Raw genomic sequence first — 19,272 nt, 5'->3', positions numbered from 1 at the left:
GTAGGTTAAACGGGGTTTTATTATAGCGGAGCGACCAATGTTATTTGCTCATTTTCAGCACCTTCAAGGTTGTTTGCTTAGACCCAGCATTGATTCGTAGGAAATACATTCCATTGACCATTTGACTCACGTCAAACTCCTCTTGGTGTTGAGAGTAAATTCAATACGTAGGCAATGATTCTTTTGCTGGAAGTGAGGTAAGCGCATTTTCATCTTCGAGGTGTTCGGTTTTGTGCCAATACAAGGGGGAAATAAAGTACTCAGCGTACGCCTTCACTCCCGATGCTATATGAAGAATTAAGTACAAAAACCAATCCTTTAAAATACGCAGCGGCGAAACCACGATGCCCATGCGGCGGTAAGTCAGGTAATTGATGGCACAGGTAAAAACCAGATTGAGCGAAAACAGCCCCCAAAGCGCCACACTCATGATATAGACATTCCAAAGGGAAAGATTTCCCCAAGTCATATAAATAGGAATATATAGATTAAAGAAAGGAACCAGCGCTGCCGAAATCATGGGTAGCCAAAAGCTCACCCACGCCTCTCCCCGCCAACTATCACTCATAAACGTACGCCCCAAATGAACCAATTGCGTAATAAACAGCCCTTTGTTCCAACGCGTACGCTGGTTAATCCAACCTTTGGGAGTATCTGGACAGGTTTCGGTTGTAACAGAATCGAGGATTTGTAGTCTAACTCCGTTCTCTGATAGTCGCACACTCAGGTCGGCATCTTCGGTCACATTGAAAGGATCCCATGCACCTGCCTCCTCAAGGGCTTTTTTGGAGACAAAAAACGAGTTCCCTCCGAGTCCAAAGGGTAAACCTTGCGCCGATAATTCGCTCAAGTGCCGTTCGTACCACTCATAATATTCCCCCGCAAAGTTTCGGGTGAGCCAGTTTGTTCCTGCGTTTGAAATACTAATCTTCGACTGAAAACATGTTTCTTTCTTTGCCTGTAAAAGAGCGGTTGCAGCCACTTTCAATTGACTGGGCTCGGGCCTACTTTCAGCGTCATACACCGTCAGGTACGTACCCGTAGCCTCCCTAAGTGCGTACAACAACGCCCGCCCTTTGGTAAAAGGAGGAAGCTCAGGTATGTGAATAATCCGAAACGAAAATGGCAAATCAATTTGAGCTAGGCTACGTTGAGTAACCACATCGGTATCTTCCACAACAATCAATACCTCTTTTCGATCGCTGGGATAATCTAAATTTTCAATGGCTTGCAGGGTCGCATGGATTACTTCGTCTTCATTTTTCAAGGGTACTAGAATCGAAAACTTCGGCCATTCTTCCACTCCCATCGAGGCTGTTATCCTTTTTTTTGTTCGGCGATAAAAGTTGTTACTAACCCTAAAACTTAACAGCAAGATGTAATTGAGAAAACCTAAACCAAAAAAAAACATTCCCAGTGTTTGCGAGAAGATTACGCCCGTTACGATAACAACAACTACCAACGACAATAGAAGAATGCGTGTACTTTTGCCTATTTTTAGGAAGGCGGTTTTATCACCTAGTAACGACAAATGAAATTGCGCACGTGGATCCATCAAAAGGCTAGAGTTAAAATAGAGTTCTTATAGCATGAGTAAGGGATTGAAATTAAGTATTTTACTGTTCTTTGCCAACTTTTTTGAGTTTTATTTCTAGCAAACCCAGTTTTTCTATGCCTTATTGTCAATTTTTGCAAACTGGTTCACAATTCACTCACTTTAAGCCTCATTATTTTATCTGTACAAACCTTCAACTACGCAATGATACAACTTAGAAATACCCACCTCCAGGTTCAGATTCACCCAAAAGGGGCAGAACTTCAACAACTGTTTCATTTACCCTCTCAATCAAACTATCTCTGGAATGCACAAGCAATTTGGGCCAAGCATTCGCCTGTTTTATTCCCTATTGTTGGAAGCTTAAAGGACAACACCTACCGTTACCAGAAAATTGACTATCAACTACCTAGACATGGATTTGCCAGAGACAAAGTCTTTTTAGTCGAAGAACAAACTGATACGAAAGCTACTTTTTTACTTACTCAAGATGAAAGTACTTTGGCCAATTATCCGTTTGAATTTGAATTGAGGCTTATCTATGAAATTGTGCAAAATCAATTAAACGTTACGTATCAAGTCCATAATCCTGCCGTAAATCAATTGTGGTTTTCAGTGGGAGGCCACCCTGCTTTTTGTGTACCTTTTGGCAACGAAAAAACGTACAATGACTATACGTTAAATTTTAATACTGAAGAAGAGTTATGGCGTTGGCCTTTGTCCCCTGACGGACTTATTGAAACTCAACCTACGTTGGTTTCGACAACAAATAGCTTGGCTTTAACCAAATCGCTTTTCTACGAAGATGCACTGGTATTTAAACACCTCAACGCTACTGCTGTTACTTTAAGCTCAGTAAAAGGTAAAAATTCACTTACGTTTGGCTTCAGTGGTTTTCCTTACGTGGGCATTTGGGCAGCCAAAGACGCCGACTTTGTCTGCATTGAGCCTTGGTGCGGAATTGCTGACAGTGTCGATTCTACGCAAGAATTAACGCAAAAAGAAGGAATCATTTGCCTAGAAAGCAACCAGACGTTTGAACGTACTTGGTCGGTTTCCATTGCTGAAAAAGACTAGAAAAGCGCAAGCCTCCGAGTTGAAACAATTCGGAGGCTTGCGCTTTTTGTAATGCTATTTAGGTTCGTAAAACCCTTGCAGTCGCTCAATCATTTCTTTGGGAGCGCGCGTTGGGCGGTTGGTTGTTCGGTTTAAAAACAAAAGTGTCGTTTTTCCCGTGTTCAACAATGTGCCTTTTTGGTTCCGAATTTCGTACTCAAAGACAATCCGTGCCATCGGTAACTCTGGAATGGTCACTTTGATGCTAAGTTCGTCATCGTACCGCGCAGGTTGAAGATAACGAGCGTAATTGTCATAAACAGGCATCATTATGCCACTGTCCTCCATATCGCGGTATGACATACCCAAACTACGTAAGGCTTCTACCCGCCCAATCTCATAAAAACGGCCATAGTTACCGTAATACACGTATCCCATTTGGTCGGTATCGGCGTAGCGAACACGGACACCTTTGTACTCATAGACAAACATGGGCAGCGGTTATTTAATGTTTAATTTATTAAGCGCCTCTTGGTATATTTTTGCATTTTTGAGGTGATCTTCGTACGTAACCGCAAAGTCGTGATAGCCTAGCAATTTTCCTTCTGGGTCAATTTTTACGCAGAAATACAAATAGTCGTGCTGTTCGGCGTTCAAAACGGCGTTGATAGCGTCCGTACTTGGGATGTTGATTGGCCCTGGAGGCAACCCCAAAACACGGTACGTATTGTAGGGGGAATTGAGTGCCGAATATTTACTCGTTACACGCTTAATGCTAAAATCACGCCATGCAAAAATCACCGTTGGGTCGGCTTGTAATGGCATACTTTGTTTGATACGATTGAGATACACCCCCGCAATGCGCGGCATTTCGTCAGTTCGGTTGGTTTCGGCGTCCACAATCGAAGCCATTACCGATACCTCTGCTTTGGAATACCCCAACGCCTTGGCTTTGGCGATTCGTTCGGGCGTCCAAAACTTGTTATACTCATCGTGCATACGTCCCAAAAACTTATCCACTTTGGTTGTCCAAAATATTTCATAAGTATTAGGCAAAAACATACTTACAATGTTTGTGGTATCAAAACCGTACTTTTGGCATACCTGAGGGTCGTTCAACAATCGGCCTAAAGTATCTGCACCAAAGGCAAATTTTGCCCCAATTCGCTTCACTAAGTCGTCTTTGAGTCGAATATTATTGAAAGTCAAACGAACAGCATCTTGGCTGCCATTGCGAAGTTTTTGGATGGCTTCTAGGTTTCCCATTTTACGGGTTAGAACGTACCGTCCTGGTTTTACTTTTTCGGGTAATTTGAGCAATTTAGCCAAAAAACGAAACGACATCTGGTCATTAACTACGTCGTTTTTTTTGAGCGAGTCAAGCACCGTTTCGTAAGTAGCCCCCGCAGGTATCAACAGGGCAAAATCTTTGTCTTTCCCTTGTTGAAAGTTAGGAGTTTTGGCCAATTGCCAAAAATAAAAGGAGAATGATGTGATGATTACCGTAACGGTAACAAACAAGCCAATTTGAAAATTACGAGACATGATAATAAGTCAATTTGAACAAATGAACGAGGCTGCCAATAGAATCTACGGTGCAAAAGTACACGTTCACTTTGGTTTTTCTACGAAAACAGTCGCAAGTTTACCGAACAAAACAAGAATTGAGTACCTTTGGAGTTTAACAAAGATTGTCTTATAACATCACAATGGACGCAAAAGAAGAGTTATTACGCATTATTGACCAATTTAATCTAATCTACGAAAGTGAAGGAGCATGGCATGGGCCATCGGTAGTAGAAGTATTGAGCGATGTATCGTGGGAAATGGCTGCCGAAAAAATCATGCCGAATACCCATTGTATCGCCGAACTTCTTTACCACATGACCACCTGGCGCATCTTTGTCATCAAACGGTTACAAGGTGACGGTGAGTATGAAGTAACAAAATCACGCGACTGGAAGACGTTCCCGATGTTTGATGAATTTGAATGGGAAGCACTCCAAATGGAACTTAGTTTGAGCCAAGAAGAGCTTATTGCGGAGCTTGAAAAGCGGGAAGACGACGAATTTTTAGAGGAAATCGTACCAGGACGGGAGTACGATTATTATACCATGCTTCACGGAATTTTACAGCATGATTTGTACCACGCAGGCCAAATCTCGATTCTCAAAAAAGCACTTACTTACAAAGGTTTGGGCAAACAAAGCCGTAACGACGAAGACGATTATTACCGCTCAGGTGGTATTACAGACTTCAATGACATGTACTAAGTCGATATGCTTTAGCCGATTATGTATCCAACCCATCATTCACGACATTCTTTGTTGGCTTTGCTGTGTTGGCTGCTGGGTAGCAGCGTCATTGCCTTTGCCCAATCTAAAACCATCTCGGGTAGATTGGTAGTCAATGACACTCGGCTGTATTACGAAGCGGCGGGTAAAGGCGAAACAGTGGTCTTGATTCATGGATTTGCCCTCGACAACCGACAATGGGATAGCCAATGGTCAAAATTAAATAAACGATACCGAGTTATTCGATACGACGTGCGTGGGTTTGGACAATCAGCCCGCGCACGCGACCCCCACGACCCCACCGACGACCTCAAGGCATTACTAGACTCATTGGGTATAACACAAACGCACCTTGTTGGGGCGGGAATGGGCGCTAACATTGCGCTTCATTTTGCGGCTCGTTATCCTCAACGTGCCCTTAAAATCGTTGCTGCCAACACCGAGCTTGATGGTTTTGAGGAATATACGCCCGAATTATCGGCGTCGCTTCACAAAGCCGTTGGCATTATTTCGCAGCAAGGTTGGCACGACGAGCAGCAAGAATTTTGGCTTCGCTCACCTTTCACACGTTTGTACGCGGCCGAAGACCGCGCGGTCATTCGACTGAGTGAAATGACCGCCGACTACCACGGAGATCACCTCATCAATCCCCGAATCAACCCTTACTTTGGCCCCCCTCATACCCTTGAATTACTTCCAATTATTCAAGCGCAAACCCTTATTTTGACAGGAAGTAAAGAGGAGGAAACCTTTCATCGGATGGCGAAAGTGATGGCCGAGCGTATTCCAAATTCTTCTACCTTTGTCATTAAAAATTCAGGGCATTTATCCAACCTTGAGAAATCTACCATTTTTACTTCAACACTTCTTCACTTCTTAAAAAATGGAATTAGACAAACGCCGTAGATGGTCTAAAATCGCAGCCATTGGTATGGGTTTTGCCACTCTTGTCAGCATTCTGGCAGGCTTTTTTATCGAATGGAACTTTCCGCGTATCTTGATGGTGATTTGCTTTGGGGCAAGTACCGTTTTATACACGATTCAGCTCAAAGAACTTGAAAAAGATGACTAATAGCTAGTCTTCAAAGCTATAATTACGATAAAAGAATCCGCCATTTCATTACAGCTTTTACTTTCCTTTCATTCCCTAATTCTTAGCCATGATTTTCTATTGGTATATGTCTTACCAATAGGAAACGCCCAAATAAAGACCTAGCACCTTTCTAGGATTCGTAAATAGGTGATTTTATCCGCCCAATGATCTAAATTACTAGCTTCAATATACTATTATACCAGTCTGTGACTTACCAAACTGCAAATCGTCAAGGATTAAAATAAGTTTTATGCTCTTTTAATGTCAAATTTTATCTTTATGAATTGTAAACAATTCTATTTTACACTTCTGTTGTCTGCCGTAGGGTTTTATATTCAGGCCCAAGACCAATTTGGCGGGCACATCCCAGGTCAGCAGTGGCAAGTCATTTCGTCGCCCTCGGCCAACATTATTTTTCCCAAAGGCATCGAACCGCAAGCTCAGCGAGTAGCCAACGTAGTGAATTTTATTGACCTCAACAACCGTCGTTCCATCGGTGATAAAAAAGGAAGGATAAACATCGTTTTACAAACCCAAACTGTCAATCCCAACGGATATGTAGCCCTAGCGCCCTTTCGGTCTGAGTTTTTTTGCACCCCTCCCGCATCCAATCTTCTTTTAGGTAGCCAAAATTGGCTGGATGGCTTGTCAGTCCACGAATACCGTCACGTACTTCAAACGCTCAATTCGAGGCGTGGAATCACCAAACTTGGTTCGATTTTGCAAGGCCAAGGGCTGTGGGCTCTCCTGAGCAACCTAAGTATTCCTAATTGGTATAGCGAAGGAGATGCCGTTATTGCTGAGACTGCCCTCAGTAAAGGTGGACGAGGAAGAGCCAGTTTTTTTACTTTAGAACAACGTGCCTTGGCAAACGTCGGGGTCAATTATTCGTACCAAAAAAATCGAAATGGCTCTTATCGCAGCCTCGTGCCTGACCACTATCGACTTGGCTATCTGATGCTTACCCAAGCTCGTCAATTGAAAGGAAACGACATCACAGCCAAAATCCAAGCCGAAGCGGCTCGCTACAAAGGAATTGTGTATCCATTTTCGAGAGCGCTCAAACGTAACCTTGGCTATAATTCTACCAATTTGTACAAACTGTCTTGGAAAGAAAATAAACAAGCGTGGCAAGAACGTCTTGATGCTACCACGTTGATTCCGACGCAAGCCGTTACCCAAAAAACCAAGCGAACAGTGACTGACTACCGTTATCCGAGGGCTTGGAAAAATGACATTCTCATTGCTCGCAAAAGCAGTTACAAACAAACCGACCAACTTGTCCAGCTCGAAAACGGCAAAGAAAAAGTACTTACTACTATTGGTTACAGCAACGACGAGTTCATAAGCCTGAACGGCAACATCGTCGCATGGGCTGAACTATCTCGTAACCCTCGCCGTGGCTATCAGGACTTTACAAACATCTATTTATTTGATTTACAGACCCAACAAAAAAGACAACTCACGCACAAAACCCGTTACTTCTCTCCTATCGCCTCGCCCGATGGCCGTAAAATCGCGGCGGTGTACGTCTCTCCAATGCTGAAAAACGAAATTCACGTGTTAGATGCTGTTTCTGGAAACGTGCTAGAAATCATTACTAGCCCCGACAATTACTTCTTTTCTCGGCTGGCATGGGCCGAAAATGGGGACGCACTGGTTAGCATTGCCAAACACCAAAGCCAACTGGCACTTTCCAAAATTAACGTCACCGAAAAAGGTATTACAATGTTAACACCTTGGACGCACCATACGATTGAATCGCCAGTAATTTCCAACGATAAAGTCTATTTCAATGCGTCTTTTTCAACCATCGACAACATCTATTGTACTGATTTAGCAGGGAGCAAAAAAATCTCAAAAGTAACCTCCGTTCCCGTCGCCGCTTTCGAGCCAGAAGTGAGCAAAGATGGAAAAACGCTCTATTTTACGGAGTTTTCCAACATGGGCTATGTCATTTCAAAACAACCACTTGAGGCCAACAACTCCGCTGATTTTTTGGTGAAAGAACCTTTTGAATTGCCCATTTTTAAAGCCTCTAATTTCCCAGAAGAAGGAGGTTCGATTTTTGAAAATTTACCTACCCAAGAGTACGCCGTAAAATCTTACCGAGGTTTATTCAAAGGCTTAAAATTACACAGTTGGAACATCGTTCCATCGCCAAGCACTCCGTCGATAGGTCTGCAAATGAACAATTTTCTCAACGATGTTTCATTGAATTTGGAGGGAAGTGTTAACCTAAACGAAGAAGGAAGTAGCTCGTTTAACGCCCTGCTAAAGATTGCGCGTTTCTACCCAGACCTTACGCTGATGACAACTTATGGACAACGCAGCACTGCCGTTTTGCAAAACAATCAAGTAGTCAATCAGCAGTTTAATGAGTTTGATCTTTCAGCCCAAGTGGCCATTCCTCTGCGTTGGCTCAAGGGCAATTTCTCTACGTCGCTGATGCCCTATGTTATTGTTACACAACGAAATCTGACCAATTTCACCATTGACAACGTAGTTAGCAAACCCGACAACTCGTTTTTGAGTAGTAATTTAGGGCTAAACTTCAGCACCGTTCGTCGGAGGGCTTATCAAAACGTCGGGCCAAGGCTAGGTTTTGCCCTCCAATTGGCCAGTATTTCAACCTTAAACGGAGATGACAATGCCAAAACAGTTGCGGCAAGTACCGTATATCTTCCTGGCATTGGAAAAAATCACGCCATTCAAGTCAGAGGCGCTTTCCAGAAAGAACTCTTGAGCAATTCTTACCAATTCTCCGATACCTTTGTCTATCCACGCGGGTACAATGCCCCTGCCAATGACCAAGTTACGAGTCTTTCGGCCAATTATGGCTTACCACTTTTTTACCCCGACGCGGGTTTGTTTGGGATTACGTATTTTAAGCGAGTAAGGGCCAATATTTTTTACGATTACGCCATGACCGAACGACTTACAGCAAAAACCAAAACGACCTATCGTTCGGCAGGAGCTGAACTTATTTTTGACAATACTTTTTTGAATATTTTACCCCTCAGCATTGGGCTTAGAAATTCGTTTTTACTAGACAAAGACCCCATCAACCCGAACCAATCTTTCCATTTTGGTATATTCGTTTCAACGGGCTTGTAATTTGTTTGAATACCAAATATTTCCCGACGCGGGTGGTTTTTAGAAACTACCCCACACTGTGCCTGAGCTTTCTCAAAACCTCAGGCACAGTTAAAGTAAAAAAGGCGTAAATTGCGCCTTTTTGTATTTTATCCATTTCCAATCTACTCAATTTACACCCACAATGTCCAAGATTTACTTCGCGACGTTATCCGTCTTTCTACTTTTCCTTTTTAACATCTCCTCTTTTTGGAACACAAACTCCAAAAGTTTAACAAACATTACCGTCAATCCTGCTGATTCGCTTCCCAATGCCAGTAGTTGGCCTGCCGAACTAGCCATTAGTCACTTTGCAGGAGCCGATCTCACCCCTAGCCCAGCTTGTTTGGCCGTGGCACCTACGGGCGAAGTCTATGTAGGCGTGGACATGATTGGTTCATTGGGTAAAAAACCTGGCAACGGTCGCATCGTTCGATTGGTTGACTCCAACAACGACGGCAAAGTAGATTCCCATACCGTTTACGCCGTAGTTGACAACCCCCGTGGTATCATTTCGATGGGGGATAAAGTATATGTCCTTTATACTACCTTTTCCAAAGAGACGGGTATCGCCTCGGGCATGGATTTAGTGGTTTTTGAAGACAAAAATAACGATGGAGTTGCCGATGGCCCATCAAAACCGTTGATTCAGAACATCTGTTCCCCTAAATTTTTGCAAAGCCGTGGTACCGACCACGCCACCAACGGTATTCGAATGGGGATAGATGGTTGGATATACATTGCCGTGGGCGATTTTGGTTTCCACAACGCCACCGACCGAAGTGGCAAAAAAATGACCATGCTCGGCGGCGGAATAGTCCGCGTTCGTCCTGACGGCACCGAAATGGAAGTTTATACCCACGGACTTCGTAACATTTACGATGTGGCGATTGACCCTTACATGAATATTTTTGCCCGTGGAAATACCAACGATGGCGGCGGCTGGAACGTTCGGTTCAGCAACCAAATCCAATCTGGCGAATATGGCTACCCTGTTTTATTCAAACACTTTACCGACGAAATCATCCCTGCACTTATCGACGTAGGCGGAGGCTCTGGAACGGGTGCTTTGTTTATGGACGACGACACTTGGCCTGCCCAATACAACCAAGTACCCATGATGGCCGATTGGGGACGCAGCCAGTTGTACATTCACCGCGTGACAGCCGATGGACCAAGTTTTACTCAAAAAGAAGAAGGTTTTGTAAAATTAGCCCAAATCACTGACGTGGACGTGGACGCTTCAGGCCGTGCTTACCTTTCAGCTTGGGACGGTGCGGGTTATTCTGGCAACCCCAAAAAAGGATTTGTCGTAAGAGCTACTCCGAAACAGTGGACGTATAAATCGTTCAAAAACCCGCAAGAGCTTTCTATTTCAAAATTGGTTGATTTACTTAAATCAGGAAGCGGTGTCGCTCGCTTGGCTGCTCAGCAAGAGCTTCTCACCCGCCCAGCCGACAAAATTGTTAAGCCTGTGTGGGCACTTGTGACCAATGCCAAACTTCCATTGGTAGCACGAATCGCAGCAATGTACACTTATGCGCAAGCCGCTGGTGTAAATGCCAATGAAAATTTAGTCAAATTGACTTCAGATGCAGCCATGCGTGAGTATGCGCTTCGGGCTTTGGCCGACCGTAAAATTTACAATTCCAACGTTTCAACTGGTACATTTATCCAAGCATTAAGTGACAGTTCTCCTCGCGTGCGTTTGGCAGCTACTGTCGGACTTGGTCGTCTTGGAAAGGCTGATGCGGCACAAGCACTTCTCAAAACACCAGTTCCAGCGAGTTTTGCTCCGCCAGCAATGGGAACCGAAGGGCCTCATGCAACACCTAATTCGGCGATTATTTTACCACACGTGGCAGTACGTTCATTGATTGCTCTCAACGCCGTCGATGCTTGTGTGCAGGCCATTGGCACAGAAAACTCAACCCTTGCACTTTGGGCACTTCGCTACATGCACGACCCAAAAGCAGTTTCTGGACTAATCAATGCCTACCAAAAATCAAACGACGCTGCCCTTAAAAAGCAAATCATTGTTACGCTTTCGCGTTTGTACAAAAAAGAAGCCGATTACGACGGTTCGTGGTGGTGGAGTACCCGCCCCGACACGCACGGCCCTTATTATAAAGGCATTACGTGGGAAGCCTCGACAAATATCAAAGATTTCTTGATTGAAGAATCGAAAAAGCTAAACGACAAACCCTTCTTTGTGGATCTCAACAGCCGTCATCGCATGGAAATCCCAGATTTTGGGGTAGAAGAAGTCGCCGCAGTTAAGGAAGAGGTAAAGATTGATTTGGACAAAATCCGTAATAAAAAAGGGCAAGTAGGTGAAGCCTCGATTGAGGACGTGATGCTTGCCATGGCCAAAATACAGGGAGATGCTGCTCTAGGCAAAACGCTGTTTACGCAGCAAGGTTGTATCGCTTGCCACAGTTTATCAAAAAGCGAGCCTATGAAAGGGCCATTTATGGGGCAAATTGGTTCGATTATGAACCGTGAGCAAATTGCAGAGTCAATCTTAAAGCCAAATGCCTCAATTTCTCAAGGTTTTGCATCGGTGACTATCACAGCTAAACGCAACAAAATTTACTCAGGTTTTATCACCGAAGAATCGTCGGCTCGTGTCGTTTTGAGAGACATTGCTGGACAAGTTTATACCATTAAAACGGCTGACATCGTTAGTCGCAAAGAAATGGAAACCTCAATGATGCCTTCGGGTTTGGTCAATGCCCTCTCTTACGAGGAATTTGCCTCATTGTTAACCTTTTTGTCACAACAAAAGTAACTTACCTTCCAAACTATTTTTGATATGAGATACGCAGTAATTGTCTTTTTAAGCCTTTGTATTACGTCTGTTTTTGGACAAAAAAAGGCCGATAAACAAGAATGGCAACAACTTTTCAACGGTAAAAATCTTGATGGTTGGGACATTAAAATCCGTGGGAACGACCTCAACGACAACTTTGGCCAAACGTTTCGGGTTGAAGATGGGAAAATGGTCGTTCGCTATGACCAATACGATGATTTTAAACGCAAATACGGTCATATTTTCTACAAAGGCGATTTTTCTTACTACCGCATTGCGGTTGAGTATCGTTTTGTAGGTGAGCAAGCCCCCAAAGGTGAAGGCTGGGCGTGGCGCAACAGCGGCATCATGGTACACGGCCAAACGGCCTCATCCATGGGAAAAGACCAAGACTTCCCTGCGTCTATCGAAGTTCAATTGCTTGGCGGTGACGAAAAAAAACGCACTACCTGTAACTTGTGTACTCCTGGAACCAACGTAGTGATGAACGGGAAATTAATTACCCAACACTGCATCAATTCTACGTCACAAACCTACAACGGTGACCAATGGGTGAGGGCTGAAGTATTAGTGCTCGGCGATTCGCTCATTCAGCATTTTGCCAACGGTGAAAAAGTGTTGGAATACAATAAGCCTCAGTGGGGAGGCGGCAGCGTGAGCGGACACGACCCTAATCTGTTTGTTAACGGAAAACTTCTCGACCATGGCTCTATCTCGCTCCAAAGTGAAAGTCACCCCGTTGAATTTAGAAAAGTTGAATTGTTGAACTTAAAAGGCTGCATGGACCCTAAAGCGCTCAATTTCAAGTCGTACTACGTCAAAGAAGACAATTCGACTTGCCAGTATGGTAAGAAGAAAAAATAATTTTTGAAGTGTCGAGTACCGAGTGCAGAATGTCAAATAAACCTAGCCGTACATCGAGTTGCTCACAACTCAATCCAACAAGGATTCGGCATTCTGCACTCTCCATTCGACACTTCAAAGAGGGTTTTATTTCCGCAATAGCATAGCTCCGTACGAATAACCACCCCCAAAGACCGTCACCACGATGTGATCGCCTGACTGGAAACGAGGCCAATGCTCCGACAATCCAATGGCACAACCTGCGCAGCCCGTATTTCCGAGGTATTGAATGTTCGAGATTAGTTTTTCTTCAGGCAAGCCAAGCGTATTCATTACGTTGAGACTAATCCGTAAATTGGCTTGGTGAGGTAGCACATACGAAACGTCATTGATGGTCAAGCCGCATTTTTCTAGTACGGTCAAGCTTGCCTTGGGCATGTACGTACAAGCATTAATAAATACATCCCGTCCAAACGGCATAATCACCCCACGTTCGTTGGGGCGCAACACCACGGCTTCGGTAGCTTTGCCACTTGTGGCAGCCCCACCCGTTACCAGTGACAGTACTTCCATATCCCCCTCGCTTATGCGTTCTTTTGTGAGAAGCATGGCCGCTGCGCCATCGCCCCACAAGTGTCCCGATACGGTATCCGTTTCGTTATAGTAGCCAGTGTTGTGTTCTGAAGTAATTACCAACGCTTTTGACGCCTTATTCATGGCAAAATACCCCTCCACAACTTCCACAGCATTCAACAATGAAGAACAAGCCGAGGAAATCGTTACGACAGGAATATCCGCTACTTCGATAAAATGTTGCACGGAATGGCCAAGTGTAACAATGGTATCATAAGCAGTATATGTAGCGCCGACGATTAAATCAATTTCTGATATATCAATTTGAATTTTATCCAATAATGACTTTACAGCCTCCACCCCCATGCTGTGGGAGTTTTCGGCCGAGGCTGCCTTGCGTCGGAGCTGAATGCCCGTACGCTGCACTATCCACTCATCAGACAGCCCATTGAGTTTAGTAAAATGTTCGTTATCAACTACTTGTTCTGGCAAGTAGTGAGCCACTTGGTGAAGAAACATACAAGGGTTGGTTTATACCTAACTATTTATGGCCGAAAGTTAAACATTTCGTAGAAAACGTGGTACAAAATATTAAAATCTTACAAGAAAGTCGTTAATAAATCCTAACAATTTTCTTTTGGAGATTCAATACTTACTTACTTTTAAATAAACTTCGGCCAATACATTCAACCCAAAAACCACAGAAAAGTTCGATAGTTCATTGATAATTCCGAAAAACTGGGGCAAAGAGCTGTCATATAACAAGCCTTTCAACCTGCCCAAAAACAACTTTTTTTCCCCCGAAAAATAAAATCTCTGCCCTAAATGACGCTCGGTTATGGAAAGTGCCGTATTTTTGCCAAATTCCAATGACTGTTGATTCATCTCAAATGCCTCAAACCAAATTATTACTCGTAGTACCCTGCTATAACGAAGAAGAAATTCTTGCTAAGACACATCGTACGCTTCAGCAGTACCGTACTCGGTTGGTTCAAGAAGGTAAAATTGCCCCTGAAAGTAAAATTTGCTATGTCAACGATGGAAGTCGTGACCGTACTTGGCAACTAATCGACGACATTTGTAAGACAGATAATCACGCCATTGGGATTAAACTTTCCCGAAATTTTGGCCATCAAAGTGCTATTTTAGCTGGTTTGATGCACCACATTCAGGAGTTCGATTGCTTTGTTACGATTGATGCCGACTTGCAAGATGATGTAGAGGCCATTGGTCAGATGCTCGACCAGCACCACGATGGAGCTATGGTGGTTTATGGCGTGCGCGACGACCGCAGTTCTGATACATGGTTTAAGCGTACCACCGCCGAAGGGTTCTATAAAGTGATGCGTTGGATGGGCGTGCCAGTGGTATTCAACCACGCCGATTTTCGCCTCATGGATCGTCGTATTTTAGAAGAATTTTCCCACTTTAAGGAAGTCAACTTGTTCTTACGGGGTATTATTCCACTCATCGGCTTCCGTTCCGAGAAGGTTTTTTACAAACGTTTTGAGCGAGAAGCAGGTGAAACCAAGTACCCGCTCAAAAAAATGCTCCTCTTTGCGTGGAATGGTGTCACCTCATTCAGCACTTTTCCCATGCGATTGGTACTATATTTTGGTGTATTTAATTTCCTAATTGCCATGGGCATTGGGGTTTACATTGGCGTCTCGTACCTTTTTGGAAGTACTGTAGCGGGTTGGACTTCGATTGTGCTTCCCATGACTTTTTTTAGCGGAGCCAACATGATTGCCCTTGGATTGATTGGGGAGTACGTGGGTAAAATTTACGAAGAAGTAAAAGGAAGACCTAGATACATCATTGAGAAAGTAACAACTGACGCGACTCAGTAAATTCGTTCGCTATCGTCATAAAACAGCAGCATTCAATGCTAAAAAAACTACAACAACCTCTTTTTCAAGACCTCTTCAATGTTGGGCTACTTGCTCTGGCAATCGTCCCCTTATTGGCGTTGTCTTTTTATAATCACCCCTCTCCCGTCGATGATTATTGCTACATAGATACGGTCTTTAAATATGGTTATTTTGAAGCCATGAACTTTTATTACACAGGTTGGACGGGCAGATACTTTGGCATATTGCTCAACCACTCGAATCCGTTGGTGGTCAAATGGGCAGGAGGTTTTAAATTACTTTCTTTTTTGCTCGTTTTGGGGCTTACGGGTAGTTTATACGCGCTGTGCAAAGAGTTGTTTTCGAAATGGAGTCGTTGGGGAATTTTGGGTGTGACAGGCGGAATTATGCTGCTCTTTATCCTCAAAATTATGAGCATTGTGGAGGCTTTTTACTGGATGGCGGCTTTTGTCACTTATACCGTTCCTAACATCCTTACGTTGTATTGGCTGACGGTGATGATACGTATGTACCAACAGCCCAACGCAATGCGCCAAAAACTCACTGCCATTTTTGCTGGATTCTTGGTGTTCGCAGTCATTGGTTGTAGCGAAACCAACCTTACGATTATGGTGTTGCTAGTGGCAGGTTGGTTTGGTTATCAGCTTGTTATTCGTCGTAAATGGGACAATATGGCGTTTTTTATGGTCATCGTCGCCGTGTTTTCGTGCTACATTTTCTTTACCTCCCCTGGCAACGTCCTCCGTATGAATGGCAACCCTGAAGGACGAAACTTTACCCTTTCGTCACTTCAATCGTTAAAAAAATTGGCACAACTTAGCATCGACTGGATTTTCAGAACTCCTCTTTTGGTGTTTTCAATTCTTTGGATTGCGGTTTTACCTCGCCTTTTTGACAAATATACAACTGCTATTCCCTATTTCAGGGTGCCTATTTGGATTGTCTTACTTGCTTATTTGGGCATTTTGTTTGTACAAATTTTTCCTTCTTACTACGGTATTGGAATTGAACCTGCCCCTCGCGTCATCAACTCTGTTTATTTTTATTTTTTGTTAGGCTGGTTCTATTCTCTTTCAGTTGTATTGTATTGGCTCTATAACAACCAAATTTTAGGCGCGCAACATTGGTACCTACCGCCGTCCATCAAAGCAGTGCTAGCACTACTTATTTTAGTAAGCACCCTCTTTAGTAGCAACTTACGAATGGTATATGGCGACTGGCTACGAGGACGAGCTGCTGCTTATGATCAAGAATTAAAAGCACGCTACGCTTATATTGAAAGCACGCCAGGTGATACTGTTTATGTTTCCCCCCTGCAATCCAAACCCCAATCTATTTATTTGGACGACGCCAATCCCGACCCCAAACACTGGTGGAGCAAGTGCATGGGAGGATATTTTGGTAAAAAAGCAGTTGTACTTAAAGCCACTCCCTGATGCGTAAAGTTCTTTTTGGTCTTCTTGCTGCCTTACCCATTGGCTTATTTGTGGTTACACTGGCCCAGTTTTCCGTCAATGTACCTTGGTTCGACGACTTCGACCCATTTCCTGATTTTTTACGTAGTTGGGTAAATAGCAACGACATATCAACTCAACTACAGCTCATTTTTCAGCCAAATAATGAGCACCGAATGATTTTTGGGAAGCTAGGCGCGCTGATTTATTATTGGCTTTTTGGCCAACTAAACTTTATCTTTCTGCACTGGTTAGGATTTGGTTTTACGCTAGGAACGTTGACTATTTTTATTACAGTTTTTCGACAACAAAAAATTGATTGGGAGTACCTTATTCCTCTACTTTTCTTTTTGTTTCAGTTGCAATACCACATGACTAGCCTGTGGGCCATCACAGCGCTCCAACATTTGCCCGTCATTTTCTTTGTGAGTCTCACCTGTTATCTATTGAGCAAACAACAGTTTAGTTGGGCAGTATTGACGGGGTTTTGTGCCAATTTTGCCATGAGCAACGGGATTTTTGTGTGGCCAGCGGGTGTCGTTATTTTGTTTCTTCAAGGCCGTTATAAACTGCTCCTAACGTGGTTAGTAGCAGGCGTGGCTGCCGTTTTCTTGTATTTTAGAGGAATGCAAACCTTGAACAACGAGTCAAGTTTTGGCTATTTTCTACAGCACCCTCACCAGACTTTTTTTGGCTTTTTTACTTTTATTGGAGGTTTATTCGATTTCTTCCCCGACCGCAGTACACTTCAACGGTCTGTCTTGCCAACGATAGGCGGGATGGGCATGATAGCAGTACTCGCAGTTACATTAGTAAAAGTGTGGAAACTGTACAGAGAACGTACTTTAGCCCACCAAGAGGCACTGTTGTTTTTGTTGGGAGTTAGTACCTATTTGTTGGCCAATGCCAGTATTATTGCTTTTCTACGGCCTCGATTTGGGTATTTTGTAATGATTGTCAGCAATTACAAAATCTATCCTGCGCTGTTTTTAATGGTTATTTACGGGTTTTACCTTGTCTTGAACCGCCAACAAACCAAGAAAACTCACTTCAAGATAGCTTTAGCGGTAGGAATTGGCATTTGGGGGTTAAGTTTGCTGCATTATTGGCCTACCATCAACGAACGCCGTAAAACGCTATTAGCTGGGGCATTCAACCAAGAGCACAACGGTTTTGGCTTAGGATTCATGCCTAATACACCTGCTGCTCAATACATTGATTCATTGATGAAATTTAACGTTCAACGGGGAATATACCACTACCCTACTACCCTTGCCCCCGTCATCCAATCACTCCAAACACCGACGAGTTTCCCGATTAAGCCACAGCTTGAATATCAAGCAGATGGCTTGTTGATTCGGGAAGAAACCTACTCTTTTACCCCTGAAATTGACGGAGCGCTGTACGTTTCTTTACGATCCGACCGTCGGCAGTATTTATTTAAACTTGAACCTACACTTTATACAGGCCGTAATTGGCTCAAACGCTACGCAACAGGTACTACTCTGCTCATTCCTTATGCGACTGTTGAGCCTGGAACGTACCAAATGCAGTTTGTCCTTGTCAGAGACGACAAGCCACAATCAACTCACTATCAACCCCTTGAATGGAAGAAAAAGGCATGAATACACCCCAATTATCCATCGTAGCTCCGCTCTACAACGAGTCGGAATCGTTTCCTCACTTGGTAGAGCGCCTCACCAAACTCATGGACAGCCTCACGCTCCGGATTGAGGTGGTGTTGGTCGATGATGGCAGTCGCGACAATACTGCGCTTCAAATGCGCCAACTTGCATTGACCGACGGTCGCTTTCATTGTGTGTTTTTGTCTCGAAACCACGGGCACCAGCTTGCCCTTACAGCAGGTTTGGCGGCGGCCAGGGGGACAGAAGCCCTGTTTATTATCGATGGCGACTTACAAGACCCACCTGAACTTTTACCTGATTTTTACCAAAAAATGCAGGAAGGATATGACGTGGTGTATGCCGTTCGTCGCAAGCGCAAAGAAAATATCATCAAACGAACTGGTTATTTTTTGTTTTACCGTTTGTTGAAATCAATCTCGTACGTGGATATTCCCCTCGACAGTGGCGATTTTGCCATGATAAGTCGGCGCGTGGCAGATGTGTTAAACCAAATGCCCGAAGAAAGTCGTTTCCTACGCGGAATGCGGTCTTGGATTGGTTTTAAACAAACTGGATACGAATACGAGCGAAGCGAACGGGTAGCAGGCGAATCGAAATATACTTTTAAACAACTTTTCCGTTTGGCTTATAATGGTATTTTCAACTTCAGCGAATTCCCTATATCGTTTATGACACGGGCAGGGGGTATTTCTATTGGTATAGCACTGGTCTATTTTATCATTGTGCTTGCTAAAAAACTCTTCTATGCCGATGTCATCGAAGGCTTTACCGCTCTTTTGTTTGTCATCATTTTATTCAGTGGCGTTCAGCTCATGGCCTTAGGAATCATTGGCGAATACGTACTGCGTATTTTCTTCCAATCCAAAGGTCGCCCGCTCTTTATTGTGAAAGAAACGATTGTTGATGGAAAATTAAAAGAGTCGGTGTAACATTTTTCGGT

At 43.8% G+C, this 19,272-nt stretch carries 16 protein-coding genes; 11 read left to right on the top strand and 5 right to left on the bottom strand.

Features of this window, described 5'->3' with window-relative positions; translation table 11 throughout:
* Positions 1-40: 40 nt before the first annotated feature.
* Positions 41-160, bottom strand: coding sequence for a T9SS type A sorting domain-containing protein (locus AC23P2_RS06595; protein WP_487772690.1), 120 nt, complete (start codon positions 158-160; stop codon positions 41-43).
* Complete coding sequence (locus AC23P2_RS06590) at positions 161-1,555, bottom strand: glycosyltransferase (RefSeq protein ID WP_487772454.1); 1,395 nt, start codon at positions 1,553-1,555, stop codon at positions 161-163.
* 204 nt (positions 1,556-1,759) lie between these two features.
* Here AC23P2_RS06590 and AC23P2_RS06585 point away from each other — a divergent pair, with 204 nt between their 5' ends.
* Positions 1,760-2,632 carry an aldose 1-epimerase family protein gene (locus tag AC23P2_RS06585; RefSeq protein WP_487772453.1) on the top strand — a complete coding sequence of 291 codons (873 nt, stop codon included), beginning with the start codon at positions 1,760-1,762 and terminating at the stop codon, positions 2,630-2,632.
* Between the two features lie 54 nt (positions 2,633-2,686).
* Here AC23P2_RS06585 and AC23P2_RS06580 read toward each other — a convergent pair whose 3' ends face one another.
* Both AC23P2_RS06580 and mltG read right to left on the bottom strand, forming a co-directional pair.
* Complete coding sequence (locus AC23P2_RS06580; protein WP_487772452.1) at positions 2,687-3,103, bottom strand: acyl-CoA thioesterase; 417 nt, start codon at positions 3,101-3,103, stop codon at positions 2,687-2,689.
* Between the two features lie 9 nt (positions 3,104-3,112).
* The gene (mltG, locus tag AC23P2_RS06575) at positions 3,113-4,156 is read right to left on the bottom strand and encodes an endolytic transglycosylase MltG (RefSeq protein WP_487772451.1); all 1,044 of its coding nucleotides are present in this window, start codon (positions 4,154-4,156) and stop codon (positions 3,113-3,115) included.
* 164 nt (positions 4,157-4,320) lie between these two features.
* Between mltG and AC23P2_RS06570 the strand changes: the two genes are divergently transcribed.
* The 6 genes from AC23P2_RS06570 (at position 4,321) to AC23P2_RS06545 (ending at position 12,809) form a co-directional block, all read left to right on the top strand.
* Positions 4,321-4,884 carry a DinB family protein gene (locus tag AC23P2_RS06570; protein WP_028523170.1) on the top strand — a complete coding sequence of 188 codons (564 nt, stop codon included), beginning with the start codon at positions 4,321-4,323 and terminating at the stop codon, positions 4,882-4,884.
* Between the two features lie 21 nt (positions 4,885-4,905).
* Complete coding sequence (locus AC23P2_RS06565; protein ID WP_487772450.1) at positions 4,906-5,811, top strand: alpha/beta fold hydrolase; 906 nt, start codon at positions 4,906-4,908, stop codon at positions 5,809-5,811.
* Positions 5,789-5,977 carry a hypothetical protein gene (locus tag AC23P2_RS06560; RefSeq protein WP_487772449.1) on the top strand — a complete coding sequence of 63 codons (189 nt, stop codon included), beginning with the start codon at positions 5,789-5,791 and terminating at the stop codon, positions 5,975-5,977. Before AC23P2_RS06565 ends, AC23P2_RS06560 begins: the two co-directional genes overlap by 23 nt.
* A 300-nt stretch (positions 5,978-6,277) precedes the next feature.
* Complete coding sequence (locus AC23P2_RS06555) at positions 6,278-9,115, top strand: hypothetical protein (protein ID WP_487772448.1); 2,838 nt, start codon at positions 6,278-6,280, stop codon at positions 9,113-9,115.
* A 163-nt stretch (positions 9,116-9,278) separates the two neighbouring features.
* Positions 9,279-11,924, top strand: coding sequence for a DUF7133 domain-containing protein (locus AC23P2_RS06550; RefSeq protein ID WP_487772447.1), 2,646 nt, complete (start codon positions 9,279-9,281; stop codon positions 11,922-11,924).
* A 24-nt stretch (positions 11,925-11,948) separates the two neighbouring features.
* On the top strand, positions 11,949-12,809 hold the full coding sequence (locus AC23P2_RS06545) for a 3-keto-disaccharide hydrolase (RefSeq protein ID WP_487772446.1): 861 nt from the start codon (positions 11,949-11,951) through the stop codon (positions 12,807-12,809).
* Positions 12,810-12,935: 126 nt separating this feature from the next.
* Here the strand turns inward: AC23P2_RS06545 and AC23P2_RS06540 are convergent, their stop codons facing one another.
* On the bottom strand, positions 12,936-13,880 hold the full coding sequence (locus AC23P2_RS06540) for a 3-oxoacyl-ACP synthase III family protein (protein ID WP_487772445.1): 945 nt from the start codon (positions 13,878-13,880) through the stop codon (positions 12,936-12,938).
* Positions 13,881-14,230: 350 nt separating this feature from the next.
* Between AC23P2_RS06540 and AC23P2_RS06535 the strand changes: the two genes are divergently transcribed.
* Genes AC23P2_RS06535 through AC23P2_RS06520 form a run of 4 tightly spaced genes read left to right on the top strand, consistent with a single transcriptional unit; the run spans position 14,231 to position 19,261 of the window.
* Positions 14,231-15,211, top strand: coding sequence for a glycosyltransferase family 2 protein (locus tag AC23P2_RS06535; protein WP_487772444.1), 981 nt, complete (start codon positions 14,231-14,233; stop codon positions 15,209-15,211).
* Between the two features lie 35 nt (positions 15,212-15,246).
* The gene (locus AC23P2_RS06530; RefSeq protein ID WP_487772443.1) at positions 15,247-16,668 is read left to right on the top strand and encodes a DUF6056 family protein; all 1,422 of its coding nucleotides are present in this window, start codon (positions 15,247-15,249) and stop codon (positions 16,666-16,668) included.
* The gene (locus tag AC23P2_RS06525; RefSeq protein WP_487772442.1) at positions 16,668-18,311 is read left to right on the top strand and encodes a hypothetical protein; all 1,644 of its coding nucleotides are present in this window, start codon (positions 16,668-16,670) and stop codon (positions 18,309-18,311) included. Before AC23P2_RS06530 ends, AC23P2_RS06525 begins: the two co-directional genes overlap by 1 nt.
* Positions 18,293-19,261, top strand: coding sequence for a glycosyltransferase family 2 protein (locus tag AC23P2_RS06520; protein WP_487772441.1), 969 nt, complete (start codon positions 18,293-18,295; stop codon positions 19,259-19,261). The genes AC23P2_RS06525 and AC23P2_RS06520 overlap by 19 nt, the downstream gene beginning before the upstream one ends.
* The last annotated feature ends 11 nt before the right edge of the window (positions 19,262-19,272 follow it).

The sequence above is a fragment of the Runella sp. R0.1_18 genome (assembly GCF_057652155.1).
Note: the sequence above shows the minus strand (reverse complement) of the source record. Positions and strands in the feature narration are given on the sequence as shown.